At 56.6% G+C, this 21,742-nt stretch carries 13 protein-coding genes; 1 reads left to right on the top strand and 12 read right to left on the bottom strand.

Annotated features, from left to right (window positions below; genetic code table 11):
* Positions 1–28: 28 nt before the first annotated feature.
* Both H8K03_00345 and H8K03_00340 read right to left on the bottom strand, forming a co-directional pair.
* Positions 29–334, bottom strand: coding sequence for a hypothetical protein (locus H8K03_00345; GenBank protein ID UVT20414.1), 306 nt, complete (start codon positions 332–334; stop codon positions 29–31).
* 205 nt (positions 335–539) lie between these two features.
* Positions 540–893 carry a hypothetical protein gene (locus H8K03_00340; GenBank protein ID UVT20413.1) on the bottom strand — a complete coding sequence of 118 codons (354 nt, stop codon included), beginning with the start codon at positions 891–893 and terminating at the stop codon, positions 540–542.
* A 320-nt stretch (positions 894–1,213) separates the two neighbouring features.
* On the opposite strand from H8K03_00340, the gene H8K03_00335 reads away from it, so the two are divergent.
* Positions 1,214–1,558 carry a hypothetical protein gene (locus H8K03_00335; GenBank protein ID UVT20412.1) on the top strand — a complete coding sequence of 115 codons (345 nt, stop codon included), beginning with the start codon at positions 1,214–1,216 and terminating at the stop codon, positions 1,556–1,558.
* Between the two features lie 165 nt (positions 1,559–1,723).
* On the opposite strand, the gene H8K03_00330 is transcribed toward H8K03_00335, so the two are convergent.
* From H8K03_00330 to treY, 10 genes are all read right to left on the bottom strand, one after another.
* On the bottom strand, positions 1,724–2,026 hold the full coding sequence (locus tag H8K03_00330; GenBank protein UVT20411.1) for a hypothetical protein: 303 nt from the start codon (positions 2,024–2,026) through the stop codon (positions 1,724–1,726).
* Between the two features lie 244 nt (positions 2,027–2,270).
* A complete protein-coding gene (locus tag H8K03_00325; GenBank protein ID UVT20410.1) occupies positions 2,271–3,872 on the bottom strand; it encodes a response regulator in 1,602 nt (533 codons plus the stop codon).
* 43 nt (positions 3,873–3,915) lie between these two features.
* Positions 3,916–4,359, bottom strand: coding sequence for a response regulator (locus tag H8K03_00320; protein UVT20409.1), 444 nt, complete (start codon positions 4,357–4,359; stop codon positions 3,916–3,918).
* Entirely contained in the window at positions 4,316–6,277 is a 1,962-nt protein-coding gene (locus H8K03_00315) for a PAS domain S-box protein (GenBank protein ID UVT20408.1), read from the bottom strand. The genes H8K03_00320 and H8K03_00315 overlap by 44 nt, the downstream gene beginning before the upstream one ends.
* 32 nt (positions 6,278–6,309) lie before the next feature.
* The gene (locus H8K03_00310; protein ID UVT20407.1) at positions 6,310–12,306 is read right to left on the bottom strand and encodes a HAMP domain-containing protein; all 5,997 of its coding nucleotides are present in this window, start codon (positions 12,304–12,306) and stop codon (positions 6,310–6,312) included.
* 419 nt (positions 12,307–12,725) lie between these two features.
* Positions 12,726–16,646: a response regulator gene (locus H8K03_00305; GenBank protein UVT20406.1), complete on the bottom strand. Its 3,921-nt coding sequence runs from the start codon at positions 16,644–16,646 to the stop codon at positions 12,726–12,728.
* Between the two features lie 222 nt (positions 16,647–16,868).
* Entirely contained in the window at positions 16,869–17,747 is an 879-nt protein-coding gene (locus H8K03_00300; GenBank protein ID UVT22326.1) for a Ku protein, read from the bottom strand.
* 16 nt (positions 17,748–17,763) lie between these two features.
* Positions 17,764–18,360 (bottom strand): hypothetical protein, encoded by a 597-nt coding sequence (locus H8K03_00295; protein UVT20405.1) that lies wholly within the window; start codon positions 18,358–18,360, stop codon positions 17,764–17,766.
* The gene (locus H8K03_00290) at positions 18,324–18,746 is read right to left on the bottom strand and encodes a phage holin family protein (GenBank protein ID UVT20404.1); all 423 of its coding nucleotides are present in this window, start codon (positions 18,744–18,746) and stop codon (positions 18,324–18,326) included. The genes H8K03_00295 and H8K03_00290 overlap by 37 nt, the downstream gene beginning before the upstream one ends.
* An 82-nt stretch (positions 18,747–18,828) precedes the next feature.
* Positions 18,829–21,735: a malto-oligosyltrehalose synthase gene (gene treY, locus H8K03_00285; GenBank protein UVT20403.1), complete on the bottom strand. Its 2,907-nt coding sequence runs from the start codon at positions 21,733–21,735 to the stop codon at positions 18,829–18,831.
* Positions 21,736–21,742: the final 7 nt, after the last annotated feature.

Below are 21,742 nucleotides of genomic sequence, written 5' to 3'. Positions count from 1 at the left end.
CGACTCGGATTTAATGAACTCTGCTGCGTTACGGCTTTCTGGGGATTGATCGAATTGAGAGGGCATGATCCTGGTCATTGATCTTGGCCTCGACCTGATCCCCTTTCCTAATTTCTCCCACCATCTTGGTTGTCTTATCCGTATGTAATCGGACCTCATTTCCTCCCTTGACCTTGACAAAATAATTTCCGTCTTCCACCCGAAACAATTCGCCCTTGATTGTCTTGCCTTCGCCCGCCCGGGTGCTCCCTTTTCCATCGTCCGTATTCTGTTGCTTATCATCATCCGATTTGAAACCAAATTTCTTAGCATCGGTTAAGGAGTCGGTTTTCATGACATCTCCGGGCCCTGGTGAATGCTCGGCGCGTGCTCCGTGTGACAGACTCAGGGACAACAGGAAACTACACGATAGGACAGCTGCGAATTTGTAAATGGATAGCATGGGAACCTCTTTCGTTTATCCGCGATTGTGAATTAAGCGACGATCGCGTCACGTTCGCATCTATGCGATTGTCCGCGACGCCAAGAACACTCACGCATCAATGAGACATAGGCTGATCGGAGACGAACGAGATGGCATGTCCTCGATCATCCACCTTGGCCTCGACAAAATCTCCTGCCTTCACTTTTAATGGGGTCTTCACATTGATCGTTGTCTTATCGACGTGCACGCGTGTGACGGTCCCATTCTCCTCCCGGAGATGAAAGTAACCCTCATTTTCGACCCGGACAACTTCGCCCTTGATCGTTTTGCCGGGCTTTGAGTCGCCGACCGCGTCGCTGATCAGCTGAGGGGATGGGCGGAGCTCGTTGGCCCATGAAGTGCTATTGAGAAAACATAGCCCGAGCACGACACCACACATCAGAGCAATCACTTGTTTGGACGAGCCCATAAACCCTCCTTGGTTAAACTAAGAATACGTCTGTTTCCTAACTACAGCATATGCCGCTGGGAGGATTTGTTGATCTAGGACTTTCCCTCATTTCACATCGAATGTCCTCATGCACTAGGAAGGAAGTCTTGTCCATGTCGAGACATCGTGTCTTATCAGCCAACCATCACGCTCCATCTATACTGAAGAGTGGCGCACAAATACCCGCATAGATTCGCATGGTGCTTCAGTCAGCCGCCATGAGGAGGGTCTGCATCTTGCACAACCTAGTAGAGCTGTAGAGGTCCGCTGAAGTTTATTTTTATTGAAGGAGGATTCCTATGAGAATACTACAGACCTGTGCCTACATATTGATGACAGGAGGATTGCTGTTATTCGCTGACGGTGCAATTCAAGCCGGACAATCCAAGAGTGGGTCCCAATCCGATAGTACTATGGAGAGTCAATCGGCAAGTCCCGGAGGATCGAGTGGATCCATGAAGCAAGGGCGCGACTCAGCCACGAAGAAAGGGCAGGAGCCGTCCAAGGGGTCGATGAAAAAAGAAACCATGGAATCCGACAAAGAACGGCAAAACCCATCGGACAGTCCGAGATGTTTCGGACCCCCGCCGTCTGACAGCAAGGATGATTCGCCCGCGACACTGAAAAAGGATAAGCCATCCTAATGTTCGATGCTCAGTAATGACAGCGCATCGCAAGCGCCGCATATGATTGGGGTTAACGCCGCAAACGTATCGCAGGAGGAGTTTTATGAGGATTCGATTTAGCAGTGCCTACTTAATGATAGCCGGAGGATTACTGTTGTTCGGCACCGGCACAGCCCAAGCCGATCAATTGAGGACCGGCCCCCAAGCCAACAGCGCGGTGGGACCGTCTGGAAGGGTGGGTTCACCTAGCCTGACGGGATCATCCAGCGGAACAGGCGCACCTGGAGCGGGATCGTCCGGCGGCATGGGAACTCCAGGAACGAGTTCGGGCAGCATGGGAACACCGGGGACAGGTTCCGGCAGCATGGGAGTACCGGGATCGGGTTCTGGGAGCATGGGAACTCCAGGAACGGGTTCGGGCAGCATGGGAACACCGGGGACAGGTTCCGGCAGCATGGGAGTACCGGGATCGGGTTCTGGGAGCATGGGAACTCCAGGAACGGGTTCGGGCAGTATGGGAGCACCAGGGACAGGCTCCGGCAGCATGGGAGCACCCGAGAAAGGATCATCGGGTGGGACAGGTTCATCGGGCGGAGGAGGTGGATATTAGCAGCTACTCAATTGCGCAGTGTTGAACTTCCTCACAAATATGAGTGAGGCAGAACGAGCGCCGCTGCCATTTATGATCAAATCGCAACAGGTCTGTCGGATTAGTTGTCCGCTTCAACATTCAAGAAGTGCTGGGCAGGGGCTGCTTGGCGATCACGGCACGATGGATCGCCGCGTACAACTCTTCCGTCACAGACTCTTTCGAAACGAAGGCTGCGGCGCCGGCCTCCGCCATCGCTTGGATAATCTGGCGATCGCCTTGGACGGACAATGCAATCACGATGACATCCGGGTAGTCTTTATGAATCCGGCTCGTAGCCGTGACTCCATCCATCACCGGCAGATTGACATCCATGATGACGACGTCCGGCCGCAGGTCTGCAGTTAAATCTACGGCCTGCTGACCATCGGACGCCTCTCCAACCACACGAAGGTTCTCATGCCCATCCAGAAGGCTTTTGATCCCTTGTCGAACCATGACATGATCATCGACCAACACGACCCGGATCGGTGCTGATTGCGCGGAGGGCTGTTCTGTGACTCTCGAATAGTGGCCAGGATGGTCCACACTGCTTGTACGGAGGCCTTCGCCGCAAGACTCCTCCTGAAGTTCGGGTGTCGCCGAGACGGGCCAATACGGCAAAACCATCGTCACCCGGGTCCCACAACCCGGCGACGAATCGATTTCCAACCGACCTCCCATCGCCATCATGCGTTCAGTGATGCTGAATAATCCGAATCTGGAGGATGCCGAATCCGGAGCGACAGTCATCGACGCGTGATCGAAACCTTGTCCATTATCCGTGACCGTTAAGCGCAATTCTGTGGAGGTCTTGGCAACTTCGATCTTGGCGTGATTCGTCCCCGCATGTTTCAGGATGTTGAGCAGGAGTTCTCGAACGGATTGAAAAACCAAAATCGCTTGATCATCCGGTAAATTGAGGCGGCCCGATCCGACCTGCACTTCCACGGTGAGTCCGCGAGTCTGCATGTGCTCGGACAGCCATCGAAGCGCGTGAGACAATCCGAATTCCTGCAGCGCCGGAGGAGCGAGATCGGCGATGAGGGTACGCGTATAGCGGAGGGATTCGTCCAGAATTTGGTCGAGCTCCGCAACGAGCCGCGTGCCGGGTTCCTTGGCGACGCACGTCGAGGCTTGTCGCAACTTCATGCGCCCCGCAACAAGCAGCTGGGCCAAATAGTCGTGGAGATCGCCCGCCAACTTGCGCCGTTCCCGCTGTTCCGTGAGTGTCAAATCGCTGGCGAGCGCGCGCAACCGTTCCTGGGAAAGCATGAGCTCTTTCGTCCGCGTTTGCAGCGCAGCATGGGCGATTCGATTGTCGTCCCGCAATCGCTTTTGTTCGAGTACGCGTTCCACAGCGGATCCCAATCGATCGAGACGATCCTTCATGATGTAGTCTGCCGCGCCATGACGCAGCAACGCCACGGCTTGCTCCTCGCCGATGGAGCCGGACACAATAATGAAAGGAATATCGACCTGGAGTTTCTGCAGCCAGTCAAGAGCAGTCAGCGCGTCAAATGAGGGCATCGTATTGTCGGAGAGAATCAGGTCATATGACCGATTCACACATTCGAGCAATTCCTTTTCCGTATCGATCCGATTCCAGGTGGGATCAAAACCGGCTCGCGCCAGCTCGCGCATCATCAATTCAGCGTCCGTTTCCTGATCTTCCAACAACAAGACGCGCAACGGTTGAGCCATACGACCTCCTCATGCACCAGGCCGGTTCAAAGCTTTCTTAAATTTACGCCGGCCCCTGATTCAAGACCAACCAGTATAGATTCAGCTGCCTCACCGCCTCGACGAATTGATGAAAGTCCACCGGCTTCACGATATAGCTATTGACGCCCAACTTGTAACTTTCGATCACGTCCTGCTCTTCACGCGAGGAAGTCAGCACGACGACGGGAATGGATTTCGTCCGCTCTTCGCTCTTACAGCGGCGGAGGACTTCCAATCCATCGACTTTCGGCAGTTTGAGGTCCAAGAGAATCAAGCGCGTTTGCGCGCATACATTGCGCTCGGCATAGGCACCCTTCTTGAACAGACAGTCCAGAGCTTCTGCGCCGTCGCGAACCACATGGATATGGTTGGCGAGATGATACTGCTGAAATACCCGTATGGTCAGCTCGACGTCATCCTCGTTATCCTCGACCAACAAGACCGAGATGTCTTCCGGTACTATCATGTTCCTGTACCCTTTCAAGCGTGAAATAAAACGTCGCTCCCTCGTTCAGCCGTCCTTCAGCCCAGACCCGTCCTCCGTGGCGCTGAACGATCCGGTCTACGAGCGCTAGCCCCACACCCGTCCCCTCAAATTCATCAGCCCGATGCAGCCGTTGAAAGACACCGAATAGCTTGCCCACATATTGCTGATCGAATCCAACGCCATTGTCGCGAATCCAATACACCACGTCATCTGGCTGCTGTTCGTCGTCCTGCCATCCGATCTCGATGCGGGGTTCCTGGCGCGGGCGGGAATACTTCAAGGCATTGGAGAGAAGATTGACCCAGACCTGCTTGATCAGTCGGCGATCGGCCCAACATTTCGGCAAATTTCCCAAGATCAATTCCACGGTCCGATCTTGATCCGGCCGGCGCAAGTCAAACCAGACCTCTCGAATGAGACGCTCAGTATCCACCGCATGTCGTTCAAGCTCGGACCGCGAGACCCGTGAAAACTCCAGGAGATCGTCGATCAACTCGCCCATGCGACCGGCACTTTTTTGAATGATGCCCAGACATCGTTGTGCTTCCGAAGGCAATGACGGACCGAAATCTTCAACCAGCACTTTGGCGAAACCATCGATTGACCGTAACGGCGCGCGCAGGTCGTGTGAGACGGAATAGCTGAACGCTTCCAATTCCTTGTTGGCCTCACGCAGCGCACGCTCGAACCGCTTCCGATCCTTGATATCGCGCGCGATGGACGATGCGCCGAAAATCGTCCCCGACGCATCCATAATCGGCGACACCGTCAGCGAGACCTCGATCGGATGCCCGTTCTTGTGCCTGCGCACGGTTTCGCGTTGTTCGACACGTTCGCCTCGGCGAATACTGTCCAGAATTTGAGCCTCCTCCTGGGCACGATCAGGAAAGAGCAATCGGGTCACCGAAGTCCCGATCACTTCTTCCGATCGGTACCCGAACAACCGTTCGGCACCGCTGTTCCAGGTGGTGATGATGCCGTCGAGACTCTTGCTGAGGATGGCATCGGTAGAAGACGTGACGATCGCAGCGAGGCGGGCCGTAGCCTGCTCGGCGCGTTTGCGTTCCGTCACGTCGCGGATGACGACGGCATAGGCCTGCAATGCCGCTCGTTCGTCCCTGAGGGCGGTCACCATGACATTCGCGATGAACCGCGAGCCGCTTTTTTTTACCATTTGGCGATCGATATCCACCCGCGCCGCTTGTCCCGTCACCACATCCATCGCCTTATTCAAGTCGTTCTCAGGTTGACGCGAGACGACATCTTCGGACGGATAAAAGCAAGAGTACGGCTGACCAAGAATCTCTTCCCCTTGATAGCCCGTCAGGCGCTCGGCCCCCCGATTCCAGGTGGCCACCTTGCCGTCTGGGTCCAGCAGGACAATTGCGTAATCCTCTATTCCCTCGACCAACAGGCGAAAGCGTTCCTCGCTCTGCCGCTCGACCTGTTGTTTGGCCCATTCACGGAGCTGAAACAACTCGACGAACGCGTCCACTTTGTGCCGAAGAATCTCGGGCAAGACCGGTTTGACCAAATAGTCCACGGCCCCGCTTGAGAGTCCTCGCACCACATCCGCATCCATGGTGTCGACGCCCGAGAGAAAGATGATGGGCGTGAAACGCAACCGCTCCCGCTGCCTGATCAACTTGGCCAATTCCAAACCATCCATCTGAGGCATCCGCACATCAAGAATAATGACGGCACAATCATGACGTAGCAGCCATCTCAAGGCATCTTGGCCCGTTTGTGCCGTCAGGATGGTGCGGCCGGGGCCTTCAAGAAGCGCTTCCATGGCGATCAGGATGCTGGGGTCGTCATCGACGAGAAGAATATTAGCGGGGATCTCCGTCAGCGCCGTGACGTCGGGCACATCCCCAGTCGGTTTGGTCGTTTTCATGGATCAGTTTACCGGTGCCTCACACACGGGTGTCAGCGCACCACTTTTTTCTTTCCAAAGAGCCAAATGCGCATGAGCGACAACAGCTCGTCCGTGTTGACCGGCTTGGCGATGTAATCGGAGGCTCCCGCGTGCAGGCAGCGCTCCCGATCTCCCTTCATGGCCTTCGCCGTCAAGGCCAGGATCGGGAGCAATCGATGTGCAGGATTGCTTCGTATCGTGCGCATGGTTTCATAGCCGTCCATTTCAGGCATCATGATATCCATGAGCACCATGTCGAGATCGGAATCCGATTCGACGCGTTGGATGGCCTCCCGACCCGTTTCACAACTCGTGACCGCCATGCCGTGCAACTCGAGCAGACTCGTTAGGGCGAAAATGTTCCGCACATCGTCATCCACGACTAAAATCTTTTTTCCAATGAGGGAGTCGTCGCTCCGGCGGACCCGTTCGAGCATCTCCCTCTTTTCAGGCGGCAATTGTGCCGTGAGGAGATGCAGAAAGAGCGTCGCTTCGTCCAACAGCCGTTCAGGCGACTGAACGCCTTTGAGCACGATGCTTTGGGAGAGATCTCGAAGCCGCAGTTCTTCATCCTGGGTCAGTTCCTTCCCGGTAAATACGATGACCGGCATATTCTGCAATGAAGATTCTTGGCGGATGCGCTCAAGGATATCGAATCCCGACATGTCCGGTAGCCGTAAATCGAGCACAACGCAGTCGAACGATTGCTGGGTGAGCGCCTCCCATGCCTGAGCTCCATTGGCAGCGGTTGCGATATCCACATCGTCATGTCCGAGGAGCAGCGCCAAACTCTGCCGTTCGATCTCATTGTCCTCCACGAGCAACAATTTCTTGCGGCGCAATTGCGCAAATGTCACCAATCGATCGAACGCATCCCCCAAGCCTTGAGTCGTGAGCGGTTTCAGAATATAGGCATACGCGCCATGGCCCAGGCCGTGTATCCGCTCTTCCTCGACACTCAGAATCTGAACCGGGATATGTCGCGTCTCCGGATCCTGTTTCAGATGGCTCAGCACCGTCCACCCCAACATGTCGGGAAGGAAGATATCGAGCGTGACGGCGACCGGGTTGTACTGGCGCGCTAACGAGAGCGCCAACCGTCCGTGCGCGGTGACGATTCCCTTGAAGCCTTTCTCACGGGCCAAACCGAGCAAGACTCTCGCATAGTGGGCGTCGTCTTCTACGATCAGGATGGTCGGTTCGCCGGGCACCAGGGTTTCGCGGTCATCGGGGATGTCGTCGAATCGCTCAGCCTGTTGGACCAAGACTTGCTGGACCAGCGAAGCGGCCGGTTGATTCATTCGGGGAGTCACACGGACTGAACTCACCGCGTCTCCCATGTACATTTCCGGCAGGTACAACGTAAATGTGCTGCCTTCATCGGGCACACTGTTGAGTCTAATTTCACCCCCAAGGAGCATGGCCAATTCTCGGCTGATCGCAAGACCGAGACCGGTGCCTCCATACCGCCGGCTTGTCCCGGCTTCGGCTTGTTGAAAGGCCTCAAAGACGATCTTTTGTTTTTCTTGGGGGATACCGATGCCGGTGTCTTGCACCTCGAATGCGAGCACGGAAGGAACGCTCGTGAGAATATGATGGTCAAGGGTCCACCCCGTTGTCGCCCGCCTGATTCGGAAGGTCACATTCCCCTGCGAAGTGAATTTGAACGCATTGGACAGCAGATTCTTCAACACCTGCTGCAACCGTTTGAAATCGGTGACCATACCCCGCGGTAGTGTGGAGTCGATGTCCACATTGAACGCCAAATGCCGGGACTCCGCCACGTGCCGGAAGCTCCGCTCCACGGCTTCGCGAACTTTCACGAACGACACCTGTTCGGGCTCCACCGTGACGGTGCCCGATTCGATCTTCGAGAGGTCGAGAATGTCACTGATGAGGTTGAGCAAATCGGCGCCGGCCGCATGGATATTCTTTGAAAATTCCACCTGCTTCATCGTGAGATTGTGCTGAGGATTGTCGCCGAGCTGCTGCGCCAGGATGAGGATGCTGTTGAGGGGTGTTCTCAGTTCATGCGACATATTGGCGAGAAACTCCGACTTATACTTCGAGGCGAGAGCGAGTTCGCCCGCTTTTTCTTCCAGCGCGTGCCTGGCTTGTTCAATCTCCCGATTCTTGCGCTCCACTTCGGCGTTCTGCTCCGCCAACTGTTGTGCCTTATTGGCCAACTCTTCGTTGGTTTGCTGCAACTCGCGCTGCTGCGTTTGCAGCTCACCCGCCAATTTTTGCGATTGTTGCAACAGTCCCTCGGTCCTCATCGTGGCTTCGATCGTATTCACGACCACCCCGATGGTCTCCGTCAATTGTCCGATCAGCGCCAGGTGGGTCGGCGTAAACTCCGAAAGGGACGCCAACTCGATCACCGCCTTGGTCTGTCCTTCGAACAAGACGGGCAACACGACCAACGTCCGTGGTACCGCCTCCCCCAACCCGGAACGGATGGTCACGTAGTTCGGAGGAATGTCCGTCAACAGTAACCGGCGCTTTTCCACGGCGCACTGGCCCACCAGCCCATTCCCCTCAGAGGTATCGCACACCGATTTGAGCGGGCGATCGGACGCGAAACTCGCCAACGGTTTCAGCACCGACGCGCCGTCTATTGTTTGCATCTGATACACGACGCCGTACTGGGCGTTCACCAATTGAGTCAACTCCGACAATAACATCTGCCCGACCGTCACCAGATCCCGTTGTCCTTGCATCATGCGGGTAAACTTGGCCAAATTGGTTTTCAGCCAATCTTGCTCCGTATTTTGATCGGTGGTGGCGCGCAGCGTCCGAATCATCGCGTTGATATTGTCCTTCAACTCCGCCACTTCTCCACGGGCTTGAACTTGGATGGACCGACTGAGGTCTCCTTGAGTCACCGCAGTTGCGACTTCCGCAATGGCTCGGACCTGCGTCGTCAGGTTGGCGGCCAGAAGGTTGACGCTTTCCGTTAAGTCCTTCCACGTGCCGGCCACGCCGGGAACAGCCGCTTGCCCGCCCAACTTGCCTTCCGTGCCGACCTCGCGCGCCACCCGCGTGACTTCCGATGCGAATCCGCCAAGCTGGTCGACCATGCGATTGATGACGTCCTTGATCTGCAGAATTTCTCCCCGCACCTCGACCGTGACCTTGCGGGTCAGGTCGCCGTTGGCGATCGCCGTCGCGACTTTGGACATGTCCCTCAGCTGCACGGTCAGGTTGCTGGCCATCGCGTTGACGTTATCGGTCAAGTCCTTCCAGGTCCCGGCCACGCCCGGCACCACCGCCTGACCGCCCAACTTGCCTTCTGTCCCGACTTCCCTGGCAACACGAGTCACTTCCGCTCCGAAGCTCCGCAACTGATCGACCATCGTGTTGATTGCTTCTTTAAGTTGGAGGATTTCCCCTCGCACGTCGGCCGTGATCTTTTTCGACAGGTCGCCGCTGGCCACGGCAAATGTGACCTCAGCGATGTTCCGCACCTGGCCGGTCAGATTGCTGGCCATGGAATTCACGCTGTCGGTCAAATCCTTCCACGTGCCGGCCACGCCGGGAACGGTCGCTTGTCCGCCCAACTTGCCTTCCGTGCCGACCTCCCGCGCCACCCGCGTGACTTCCGCGGCGAAGGCGTTCAATTGGTCCACCATTGTATTGATGGTGTCCTTGAGCTGAAGAATTTCCCCACGCACGTCGACGGTGATCTTTTTCGACAGGTCGCCATTGGCCACAGCGGTAGTGACCTCGGCAATGTTCCGCACCTGGCCGGTCAGGTTGCTGGCCATGGAATTCACGCCGTCGGTCAAATCCTTCCACGTGCCGGCCACGCCGGGAACGGTCGCTTGTCCACCCAACTTGCCTTCCGTGCCGACCTCGCGCGCCACCCGGGTGACTTCCGCCGCGAAGCTGCGCAACTGGTCCACCATTGTGTTGATCGCTTCTTTGAGCTGGAGAATCTCCCCCCGTACATCGACCGTAATTTTCTTGGACAAATCGCCATTGGCCACGGCGATCGTCACATCCGCGATGTTTCTGACCTGCGCGGTGAGATTGCCTCCCATCAGATTGACGCTTTCGGTCAAATCCTTCCACACACCGCTCACGTCGCGAACCTGCGCCTGCCCGCCCAACTTACCCTCTGTGCCGACCTCCCGCGCCACCCGCGTGACTTCGGCCGCGAAGCTGCGCAGCTGATCCACCATCGTGTTGATCGTGTCCTTGAGCTGAAGAATTTCCCCGTGTACGTCGACGGTGATCTTTTTCGACAGGTCGCCCTTCGCCACGGCAATTGTCACCTCGGCGATGTTCCGCACCTGACCGGTGAGGTTGCTGGCCATCGAATTGACGCTGTCGGTCAGATCCTTCCAGACACCACTCACATCGCTCACTTGTGCCTGCCCGCCCAATTTGCCTTCCGTACCGACTTCCCGTGCCACCCGGGTGACTTCCGCGGCGAAGCTGCGCAGCTGATCCACCATCGTGTTGATCGCTTCTTTCAATTGCAAGATCTCGCCATGGACGTCGACGGTGATTTTTTTCGACAGGTCCCCGTTCGCCACGGCAATCGTCACATCGGCGATGTTCCGCACCTGGCCGGTCAGATTGCTCGCCATCGAATTGACGCTGTCGGTCAAGTCCTTCCAAGTCCCGGCGACCCCCGGCACGACCGCCTGTCCGCCCAATTTGCCTTCTGTGCCGACCTCGCGCGCCACTCGGGTGACTTCCGCCCCGAAGCTCCGCAACTGGTCCACCATCGTGTTGATCGCTTCTTTGAGCTGAAGGATCTCCCCCCGCACGTCGGCCGTGATTTTTTTCGACAGGTCGCCGTTCGCCACCGCCGTGGTGACGTCCGCAATGTTCCGCACCTGGTTCGTCAGATTGCTCGCCATCGAATTGACGTTTTCCGTCAAGTCCTTCCACGTGCCGGCGACGCCGGGCACGGTCGCCTGTCCGCCCAATTTCCCTTCTGTGCCGACCTCGCGCGCCACCCGCGTGACTTCCGCGGCGAAGCTCCGCAACTGGTCCACCATCGTGTTGATCGTGTCCTTGAGCTGAAGAATTTCCCCGCGCACATCGACGGTGATTTTTTTCGACAGGTCGCCGTTCGCCACCGCCGTGGTGACGTCCGCAATATTCCGCACTTGACCGGTGAGGTTGCTGGCCATGGCATTGACACTGTCGGTCAAGTCCTTCCAGGTCCCGGCGACACCCGGCACCACCGCCTGTCCGCCCAATTTCCCTTCTGTGCCGACCTCGCGCGCCACTCGGGTGACTTCCGCCCCGAAGCTCCGCAACTGGTCCACCATCGTGTTGATCGCTTCTTTGAGCTGAAGGATCTCCCCCCGCACGTCGGCTGTGATTTTTTTCGACAGGTCGCCGCTGGCCACCGCGATCGTGACGTCCGCGATATTCCGCACCTGGTTCGTCAGATTGCTCGCCATGGAATTGACGTTTTCCGTCAGGTCCTTCCAGGTCCCGGCGACACCCGGCACCACCGCCTGTCCGCCCAATTTCCCTTCTGTGCCGACCTCCCGCGCCACTCGGGTGACTTCCGCGGCGAAGGCATCGAGCTGACGGACCATTTCATTGACGGTTCTGGCGGTCTTGAGGAATTCCCCTTTAAGATGATGATCTTCCGTTTCTAACGCGACAGTTTGTGTCAGATCTCCCTTTGCCACACCACCGATCACGCGCGCCATTTCATTCATGGGGCGAACAAGGTCATTGATCAGCCCGTTGAAGGCTTCGATCTCCAACTTCCACGCACCGGTCGCGTCAGGAATAGACACACGTTCGGAAAGTCGTCCCTTTTTACCGACGACATGACTGACTCGCTTGATCTCGTCGATGATTTTTCCGTTATGCTCAATGATGGCGTTCAGTTCGTCGGCTATCTTACCGCCGATCCCTGTCCACTCAACGGGCACCTGAGCCGTGAAATCTCCTCTTCTCACGGACTTCAAGACCTGCAAAAGGACTTTCGGGTCCAGATCTTCCTTAACGAGTGAGCGATTCACCATGGACATTCTGCTCCTCCTCTATGGCGAGGTGGGGATGAATGGCGTATTGAAGCGTGCACAGCTCTACCTCCAAAATCGCGGCACTGGCGTTGTAGTCGACTGAGAGACGGAATAAAACTAGGGTAATCCCCAGCTTACGTGGCTAGGCTGGGGTTTCTAGAGTAAACGTTCCAGGGCATGACCCAGTATCAACAAGACATACAGCGTACTACAGTAAGATCAGAACTTGCGATGGAAACATTGTGAACACATAACGGAAACGTTATGACTCCAAGGTAAAGATTGTAGGTTCTGAAAAGCTCCGTTTCGAAAGAGAGCGGAGCTATTTCTATCCCCTCCTACCGCGATCGATCAACGACCGCCATAACCGCCCCACCCAGACCGTTTTGTCAAAATCTCCCCCTGGCTGTCCGGGGTTAGCTCCTTCATGTCTTATTCAAGGTCATATGCGCCTGATGGATAGCGTCATACAGCTGGTCCGCGGCCGCCTCTTTCGTCAGCAAGGCATGGGCTCCGGCCACCGTTACAGCAGCATGCGCCTCTCCATCCATATTGACCGAAAGGCCCACTATTTGGACCTGAGTATGGGACGCTTTGATGAGCCGCGTCGCTTCGATCCCATTCATCTTCGGCATGTTGAGATCCATCACCACCACGTCCGGATAAAGCTGATCGACCAACGCGACGGCCTCTTCTCCATTGATCGCTTCGCCGACTACGTTAATGTCGGCATATCCTTCCAAGATAGTTCTCAACCCCTGACGCACCATCTTATGGTCGTCGACGAGAAGCACACGAATAGATGGCCCCTCATGACGCGCTGAATCATGCGCGTACTTCTGCTGCCCTATGAGTTCTTTTCTGCTTGCCTGGGCATTCAGGACCGGACGCCCTTCAATGTCTTTGTAGATGAGCGGCAGCACGAGGGTCGCCTTGGTACCCTGCCCTGCACCCGAGTGGACCTCAAAGCTTCCACCAAGTGCTTTCATACGTTCTCGGATACTGAACAGTCCGAACTTTGACGAGACAGCGCCGCTCGATGTACCAGCAAGAGCCGCAGCAAGATCGAACCCCGGGCCATTGTCGCTGACCGTAATCCTCAGTACTCCGTCGCTGTGCTCGAGTGAAACGGCCACTGCTCCCGTCCCGGCATACTTCCAGGAATTGATCAGCAGTTCGCGCACTGACTGGAACATGAGCAGGGTCTGGTCTTCCGGAAGCCGGAGGCGACTGTCATCAGACATGGTGACAGTCACCGCGATGCCATGCTTCTCTCGCATGGATTCACCCAGCCACTTCAGGCCGGCCACAAGCCCATTATCGCGCAGCACCGGAGGGCTCAGTTCCGCCACGAGAGTTCGGGTGTATTGCAGCGCATCGGAAAAAACGGCGTCCGTTTCGTCCAAAATCTTCGCCACAGCCGGTATCCCGGCCGCAACCCGTTTGCCTTGTCCCACTTTCAATTTGCCCAGCACCAACGTCTGCTGCAGATGGTCGTGGAGTTCAGCCGCCACCCGTTTCCGTTCTCGTTGTTCGGTAAGGTTCAATTCCGTGGCCAGTGCCCGCAGCCGTTCTTGTGAGGTCCACAGCTCTTGCGTCCGTTCCCGTACACGGGTCTCCAGCTCGTTATTCAACCGATGGAACTCCTCTTCGACGAGCTTCCGTTCGGTGATGTCCATGACCGAGCCGACGTAACCAAGAAACGTACCCTGATCATCGAAGCGCGGCCGGCCGGTATCGATGCACCAGCGGTATTCGCCATCGGCCCGGCGCAGCCGATAATCCAAGGTGAACGGCACATGCCTCCGAATCGCGTCCAGAAAGATGCGCCCGGATTCTTTACGATCATCAGGATGTACGGCTTTCAACCAGCCGACTCCGAGTCCTTCCGCTTCGGTTTGTCCCGTATATTCGTACCACACGCGCGAGAGAAACGAGCAGGCCCCATCGGACTCGGTGACCCACAGCATGGCCGGCGCGGTATCAGCGAAATTGCGAAAACGAACTTCACTCTCGTGAAGCAAGGCCATGGCTTGCCGCCGCATGCGAGCCATTTTCACATGCGTCTCGACGCGCGCCAGCAATTCGCGGGCGCTAAACGGTTTGATGAGATAGTCGTCCGCGCCCTGCTCTAAACCCTCAACACGGGATTCCTCGCCGGCTCTCGCCGACAGCAGAATGACCGGAATGGTCTTGGTCGCTGGATCATCACGCAACGCACGGAGCAAACCGAAGCCATCCAGCCGAGGCATCATAATGTCGGTAAGGACCACCTCCGGCGGATTGGCACGCGCCGCGTCCAATGCGGCCTGTCCATCGGCAACCGTTTGTACTTCGAATCGGCTACGCAGCAATCGGCTCACGTACTCCCGCATGTCGGCATTGTCGTCGGCCAGGAGGACGCGCGAACGAGCGGTGAGTGATGAGTGAGAGAAGTCAGACCCGATCGAGAGCTCAGCATTCTGACTTCCTGACTCAGAAACTTCCTCGGATGGCAGCCAACGCGCAGCTTCTTCCACGAAGGGCGTAGCGCCCATAGCCGTCGATGTCTTGCCTCGAGCGGCGCCGATATGTTTGTACGGTAGATGGCTCTTGCCTAGGGGAATGAACACTCTGAACGTGCTCCCCTTCCCATAGGCGCTGTCTACTGAGACGGAGCCGCCATGAAGTTGCGCCAGCTCCTGAACGAGAGCCAGACCGATGCCCGTGCCTTCGTGGGTACGGCCTTGTGAGCCGGAGACGCGATGGAACCGCTCGAAGATCTTTCCGAGTTGGTCGTCCGGAATGCCTGTTCCTGTATCGCGAATGGAAAGTTCCACATGTTTTCCGCTTGGTCGCAGCGCAATCTCGATCTCGCCGCTGAACGTGAACTTGAAGGCATTGGACAACAGATTCAAGACGATCTTTTCCCACATGTCGCGATCCACAAACACGGGCTCAGGCAGGGGAGGACAATCGACAATCAGCGATAAACCGGCCTTCTCGATGGTGGAGCGAAATACGCTCGCGAGGTCGGTCGTGAACGCGGCGAGCTCTGTCTCTTCATACACCACCTGCGCCCGGCCGGCCTCGATCCGCGAAAAATCCAGCAGGGTGTTTACCAGTTTGAGAAGACGCAGCCCGTTGCGATGAACCAAATCGATCTGTTGATACTGCGAGGCGTCGAGCGAGGACGTTGATCGGCCAAACCGCGCTTTCAAATCTTCCAGTGGTCCGAGCATCAGCGTGAGCGGCGTGCGCAATTCGTGGCTCACGTTCGAAAAGAATGCGGTCTTGGCGCGGTCGATCTCGGCCAATGCTTCGGCGCGATTCTTCTCATCTTCGTAGGCGCGGCCGTTGGCGAGCATGGTTGCGACGTGGCCCGCGACCAGTTCGAAATACCGCTGATACGACTCATCAAGCCGTCGTCGCGGGCTGACTCCGAGGATGAGCAGCCCCGCCGACTCCGATTGTCCTGATTTTTGAAGAGGCCACACGATGGCGGTATGCGCAGGTTCAGGCCATGGTCGGCCCGGCAGCGGGGCGAATCGCCGGGCCAAGTCCGTCACAATCGTCGGCGCGCCGGCCGTGATGGCCAGCGCCAACGGCCAGGCACCGGCATCGTCGGTGGCAATATCCACGACCGGCGGCGCAGCACAACTGTTGGACGGAATTCCCGTGTGGGCGGCGAGCCGCGCAGTTCGGCCCTCTTGCTCCAACAGATATACCAATGCAAACGGAATGTCGGCCTGTCCGTCGAGGATCTGAGCAGCCAGCGTAGCCGCCTCCTGAGGACTTTTCGCAGCACCGGTCAGCTCTCTCAGGACGGCGAGACGGCGTTCATGCAGCACGCGCTGCGTTGTCTCGGCCACGGCGCAAAAAATACCGGCAACCTCTCCTTGTTCGTTGCGACCGGCCCCGAAGGAAAAGGTGAAATAGGTCTCTTCTACATAGCCATGCCTCTGCATGACGAGCAGTTGATCGTCGGACCAGGAAGGAATCCCGGTCTCCATGACACCTTTGAGCACGGGCCCCAATGCGTCCCAGATGTCGGCCCAGGCCACTTCAAACGGTTTACCGAGCGCCCAGGGATGCTTTTCTCCCCAAATAGAAATATAGGCATCGTTGTAGAGCGAGACAAATTCTTTGCCCCAATAAAGGACGATGGGAAAGCGGCTGTTCAGGCAGATACTCACGGCCGAGCGCAAGCTTTGTGGCCAGGCCGAAACAGGCCCCAATGGCGTCGTAGAGAAATCGAAGGCGCGCATCCGCGCGCCCATCTCGCCGCCGCCGGCGAGAAAACTGATGTTCTGAGGGTCAAATGGTCTGTCTTGCATCGGATAAAGGGATGCCAGCTTACTGGTCACAGAGAGTCTAGTAACCCCCCAAATCGGAAAACTAGCAGATTCCCTAGGCAGAGTTCTCTGTGTGGAAGTGGGCGTCTTCCTATCATCGCCCAGGGATCTTCACATCTCGATGCGGAAGAACACGCAGTTCCTAAGTGAGTTCCGTTGAAAAGGAGAGGTTTGGGCTACGGGCTACTCCCCAAAGACCTCAATGATGAGATCCTGATGGAGCGGATGGGCGTCTTAGGCCGTCTTACGTCGAGGTCGAACCGTGTGCGGCCTTGCTCGTTGATGACCGGAGGAAGACTCACGTCCTTTCGCTTTATTCTGTACGCTTCGTTTGAGCAACGCCATCAAATCCACGACGTCTCCGCGCTTCGGCTCTTCCTCTGTTTCTTCGCCCTCCGTAGCGGTGATGACTTCGGTCTGTCCTGCCTTGATCCGCTTGTCGATCAGCTTGAGCAGGTCTTCATGATAGCTATCGTGATAGTCTCTTGGATTCCAATCTCCCGTCATTTCTTCGACGAGTTTCATGGCCATGTCGGTTTCTCTGGACGTCACTCCGACGGTTTTGAGACTTTTCGGCAGCTCGTCCAATTTCTCGGCCGGCTTAACCTCATTGGCATAGCGAAGCGTATTCAGCACGATCATGTCGTCCACCGGAAGCAGCGCCGCCACGTATTGGCGCGTACGGATCACGACATTGGCGATCCCGACCTTGCGTGTCTGTTTCAACGTTTGCCGCAGGAGAGCGTAGCCTTTTTCTCCGCGCCGTTCGGGCGCCAAGTAGTAGGGCGTCTCGAAGTACATCGGAGCGATCTCTTGTTCGTCGACAAAGCGCAAAATGTCCACCGTCTGCGTGGCCTCGATGTTGGCCCGTCGAAAATCTTCATCCGTCAGCACGACATACCGGTCCTTTTCATACTCATAGCCTTTCACGATTTGATCCCAGGGCACTTCCTCTTCCGTCTCTTTGTTGTATCGCTTGAATCCGACAGGTTTCATATCGCGGCGATCCAACAAGGTCAGGTCGAAGCTGTTCCGCTGTTCGGCTGAGTACAGCCCGACGGGAATATGGACCAGTCCAAAACTGATCGCGCCTTTCCACAGAACTCGTGACATCATGTGCCTCGCTGACCTATCGGCGGGATATTCGAGACCTCGGCTGCAGAGAGCCGAGGAGCGCCGGGACGATCTGTTTGGCCGCATTCCGAGCAAATGCACGAAGACTGTACATGACGGCTTTTTGTGAGTGCCGGATCTCGGTTTGCAAACTATTCTTGATTTCATCCCAGGCGTCTGCTGGAAATGAAGACCGGCCCCTACGCTCCGGGAAATACGGATAGACGCCGGATTTCACCTTTTCACCCTCTTTCGATTCCGAGGGCATAATCGGTACTCCCTGCGTTTCCGGAGGATAGTAGGGATAGACTTTCGGCCTCCGCAATCTCTTCTCCAACATGCTGATGGCATAACCGAACAGAACCACTCCTGCGAGGACAGCCAAAGGCCGCCTATCCAGCTGCCGCGCAGGATTCAACATTCTCGCAGTCGTATATCCGACGTCCTTGGCAATTTCTGCAGCGATCGCCGCGATACCGGACGACGTCACTTTTATCCCCTGGAGCTGCGCCCGTATTTCCTCGTCGAGCAAATGCATTTTACGGCTGATCTCGAGGCGTGTTTGGGCGATGTCCTTTAGATCTTGTTCGACGGTATGTGATCTTTGATACATTGAGCGTCTTCCTTCAGTGAATGGAGGGTTCGGCGCGGAATTAAATTGAAATTCTGTAATGCTTGCGTGGCATTGACCAGAAGCAGCGCGCCGACGGCTAAGAGGACGATCCCGATCGCTCCATAGCAGGCCCACAATGGAAGATTGGCGAATTGATGCAGCATATGAACGATCATAATGAGCGCGAATATACCGCCGATGAGGGTCAAGCCTATTCCAACCCCGATCGAAACTGCCGCCTGGCAAGCCTTTTTGGTCTCCGCATGGAACTCATCCCGCATGAGCTGAAGTTCTTGACGGATCAAAGTCCGCACATCTCCCACCAGACCCATGAGAAGTCCGAACAGTCCGTTCCTCGACGAGCGCGTCTCTTCTTGAGCCGTCACGTGTACCTCCAACTCCTCATATGGCAATGACTCTAGCAAGTCCGTTCAGAAGGGCCACTCGGTAACGCCCTAGCATATGGCGTTACTGCGAGCCCAATTGGGATGGTTCCGGTAGATCCCCCTCCAGTAACCCTACAGGACAGACAGCGAATAGATCCGCGGCACGCACCACGAAGCGGTCTCCCTTGCGCACGGAATCAATCGAACGACCGCTGAGAAGTTCCTGGAGCTGCTGGGGTCTCCACTCCGGAGGCATGACGATGCAGGTTTCACCCCATACCGAATCGGCTGATTCAGCCAGCCGCATAGAGTTGAGCCGCGGCACCACCGCCATCACCATCTTCATTCCATGATGACGCACAAACGCCACGAGATGATTTGCAGCAGGCCCTTCTGACTCGAGCGGGACATATCGACCATGCACAAACACCTCAGGATGTATCCGCCGGCAATGAAGACCCATCAAGATCAGGTACAGCTTGATGCGGCCGTCATTGGCATGATCCATGAGTCCGCGTACCAATTCCGCACGGTCGTTCCGGAATCGGATGGCATGCAGCTCCTCCAGCAATTTTCCTCGAAGCGCATAGTCGACGGGTCGTCGATTGTCCGGATCGACCAGATTCCAATCCCAAAGTTCACTTCCTTGGTAAAAATCCGGAGTGCCGGGTGCGGCCAGCTTGATCGTCGTTTGCGCAAGCGAATTGATGAACCCCGCGCGCGTCACCTGCTCTTTGAATCCGAGAAAATCAGGGAGAAATTTGTTGGTGTGGCCGGGGGACAATACGGTTTGTACAAATCGGCGCACGCCCTCCTCGTAGGCCTTATTCGGATTGACCCAGCTCGTGTGGACTTTTGCTTCACGTGTGGCCTTCTCCATGTACTGTTCGATCCGGCGACACAGATCACCGTGCTCATGCTCCGTCATTTCACCGGGCGGCCACACTCCCATGCAGGTTTGATAGAACAGATATTCGTCGTTGGCATCCGGGACTGCCTCGCCGTCGACTTCGATGCGATGCCTGGCATTCCATTTTGCCCACCGGTTCACTTTCGCTTTCCATTGGTCCGGAATTTCCGACAGGACATTCAGCCGTGCTCGGGCATCCTCGCCCCGCTTCGTGTCATGCGTGGCCGTGGCGGACAGTGCCTTGGGCCATCTGGCGTGTCGCTCGGTCATTCGGCGATGGAAGTGGTCCGGAGAAAGACCGAATTGCTGCGGCTCGCCTCCGACCTCATTGAGCGATAGAAAGCGATTGTAACGATAGAACGCCGTGTCTTCGATGCCTTTGGCCGTCACCGGGCTGGTCGCCTGCTGAAATTTCATGATGAAACGCGTGACTTCGTCGCTGTCCCGCACGCAGAGGTCATGCTGCTTCAGCAGCAACTCGCGAATGAAGTCGAATACCTCGCTTCCGCTAACGGGATTGCGGCGTTTGGCGTGAGCCACGGCCTTCTGGATGCATACCCGATCCCGCTCGCTCACCGGCTGGGCTCCTTCCCTCACATAGGTGCGATAGACCGGGAAGCTGGCGATGATTTCCCGGATCGCGTTCGTCAAACTGTTAAGCGTGAAGTCTCTCGATCCTCGATCCCGCTCCGAGATTACGTTGAGCTGATGGCCGAGGACGTTGACCTCGCTCGCCATGGAAGCCCGCATGATCAGCTGTTTCGCTTCATAGGCCATTTCGGCGTAACTTTGCCGCCGCCCGGTCATCCGGTGATAGAGGTCGGTGAACGCCCGCTCATGCGCCTGGTTGATGAACAGGCCATTGATGGTATTGAGAAACTCGTATCCGGTCGTGCCCTCCACAGGCCAAGCCTCGGACAGCGTTTCATCATTCGCCAGGATCTTTTCGACGACGATAAAGAGCGGAAGGTGCGTCGCCTCGTGCCCCCATTCGCGGCGGGCCCAGGATTGGAGCTGCTCCAAATACACCTGTGGATCATAGAGCCCATCGACATGGTCGATGCGCAGGCCAACCACGATTCCATCCCGTAGGAGCTGAAACACCATCTGATGCGAATCATGGAAGACCGAGGCTTCTTCCATGCGAATGGCGGCCAACTCGTTGATGTCGAAGAACCGCCGATAGTTGATTTCCTCGGATGCGACTTCCCACGAAGCCAATCGGTAGGCCTGTTCATTCAACAGTTCATCGAGCAAGTCAAAGCTCTGGGGTATTCCCCGCGTGCCATTGAAGAGGCGGATGTTTTCCCCTACAAATGCGGTGACAACCGGACTATCCCGCATCAAGGTGGCCAGACGTTTACGGATAACCCCTGTCTCGCGTTCACGCTCTTCAAGCTTCGGCTCGCTGGTGTCATCGATTCCCGGAAGATTGCGAATAGCCGTCAAAATGCTCTGCAACTCCATGACCGCCTCGCCATGGTCGGTTTGGCTATGCTCCTGCACCCACTGATCGAGCCTGTATGCCAGCACCTTCCCCCATGTCCGGGGCGCCAAGGGCAGACGGCATGCACCACATCGGACCACCAGGTGTTCATCGTCATAGGCTAACGTAATGTGCTCCCGCTCAAGCACCTTTCCATATTGGTCCGGTAGGATGGGCAGCAGAACCTTATTCTTGAGCTCTTTTTTGAGCGGGTGCCAATCGATATCGAACACGCGCGCATGACGGGACGCCGGCCCATTTTCCAGCACGTCGTACCATCTTCGATTCAACGCTTGGGCGATACCCATATGATTCGGCACGACGTCCAGGATCAGTCCCATGCCCAGCGCTCGGAGATCTACGCTCCAGTTACGAAAATCCTCCTCAGTCCCAAGTTCGGGATTCAAGCGCGACGGATCGATGATGTCATACCCGTGCGTGCTGCCGGGCACGGCGGCCAGTAATGAGGAACTGTAGCAATGGGTAATCCCTAGATCGTTCAGGTATGACGTCACGGATCGGGCGTGCCGGAATCCGAATTCTCCGTTGAGTTGAAGTCGGTACGTGGCGAGCACGGGAAGGTCTGGCATCATGACCCTC

It is taken from the genome of Nitrospira sp., assembly GCA_024760545.1.
Taxonomy (GTDB): Bacteria; Nitrospirota; Nitrospiria; order Nitrospirales; family Nitrospiraceae; genus Nitrospira_D.
Note: the sequence above shows the minus strand (reverse complement) of the source record. Positions and strands in the feature narration are given on the sequence as shown.

What these genes read in the sequence shown, in the direction of transcription:
- H8K03_00310 (UVT20407.1), bottom strand. Translation starts at nt 12,306, where the DNA reads ATGTCCATGGTGAATCGCTCACTCGTTAAGGAAGATCTGGACCCGAAA.
- H8K03_00325 (UVT20410.1), bottom strand. Translation starts at nt 3,872, where the DNA reads ATGGCTCAACCGTTGCGCGTCTTGTTGTTGGAAGATCAGGAAACGGAC.
- treY (UVT20403.1), bottom strand. Translation starts at nt 21,735, where the DNA reads ATGATGCCAGACCTTCCCGTGCTCGCCACGTACCGACTTCAACTCAAC.
- H8K03_00335 (UVT20412.1), top strand. Translation starts at nt 1,214, where the DNA reads ATGAGAATACTACAGACCTGTGCCTACATATTGATGACAGGAGGATTG.
- H8K03_00320 (UVT20409.1), bottom strand. Translation starts at nt 4,359, where the DNA reads ATGATAGTACCGGAAGACATCTCGGTCTTGTTGGTCGAGGATAACGAG.
- H8K03_00345 (UVT20414.1), bottom strand. Translation starts at nt 334, where the DNA reads ATGAAAACCGACTCCTTAACCGATGCTAAGAAATTTGGTTTCAAATCG.
- H8K03_00340 (UVT20413.1), bottom strand. Translation starts at nt 893, where the DNA reads ATGGGCTCGTCCAAACAAGTGATTGCTCTGATGTGTGGTGTCGTGCTC.
- H8K03_00300 (UVT22326.1), bottom strand. Translation starts at nt 17,747, where the DNA reads ATGTCACGAGTTCTGTGGAAAGGCGCGATCAGTTTTGGACTGGTCCAT.
- H8K03_00330 (UVT20411.1), bottom strand. Translation starts at nt 2,026, where the DNA reads ATGCTCCCAGAACCCGATCCCGGTACTCCCATGCTGCCGGAACCTGTC.
- H8K03_00295 (UVT20405.1), bottom strand. Translation starts at nt 18,360, where the DNA reads ATGTATCAAAGATCACATACCGTCGAACAAGATCTAAAGGACATCGCC.
- H8K03_00315 (UVT20408.1), bottom strand. Translation starts at nt 6,277, where the DNA reads ATGAAAACGACCAAACCGACTGGGGATGTGCCCGACGTCACGGCGCTG.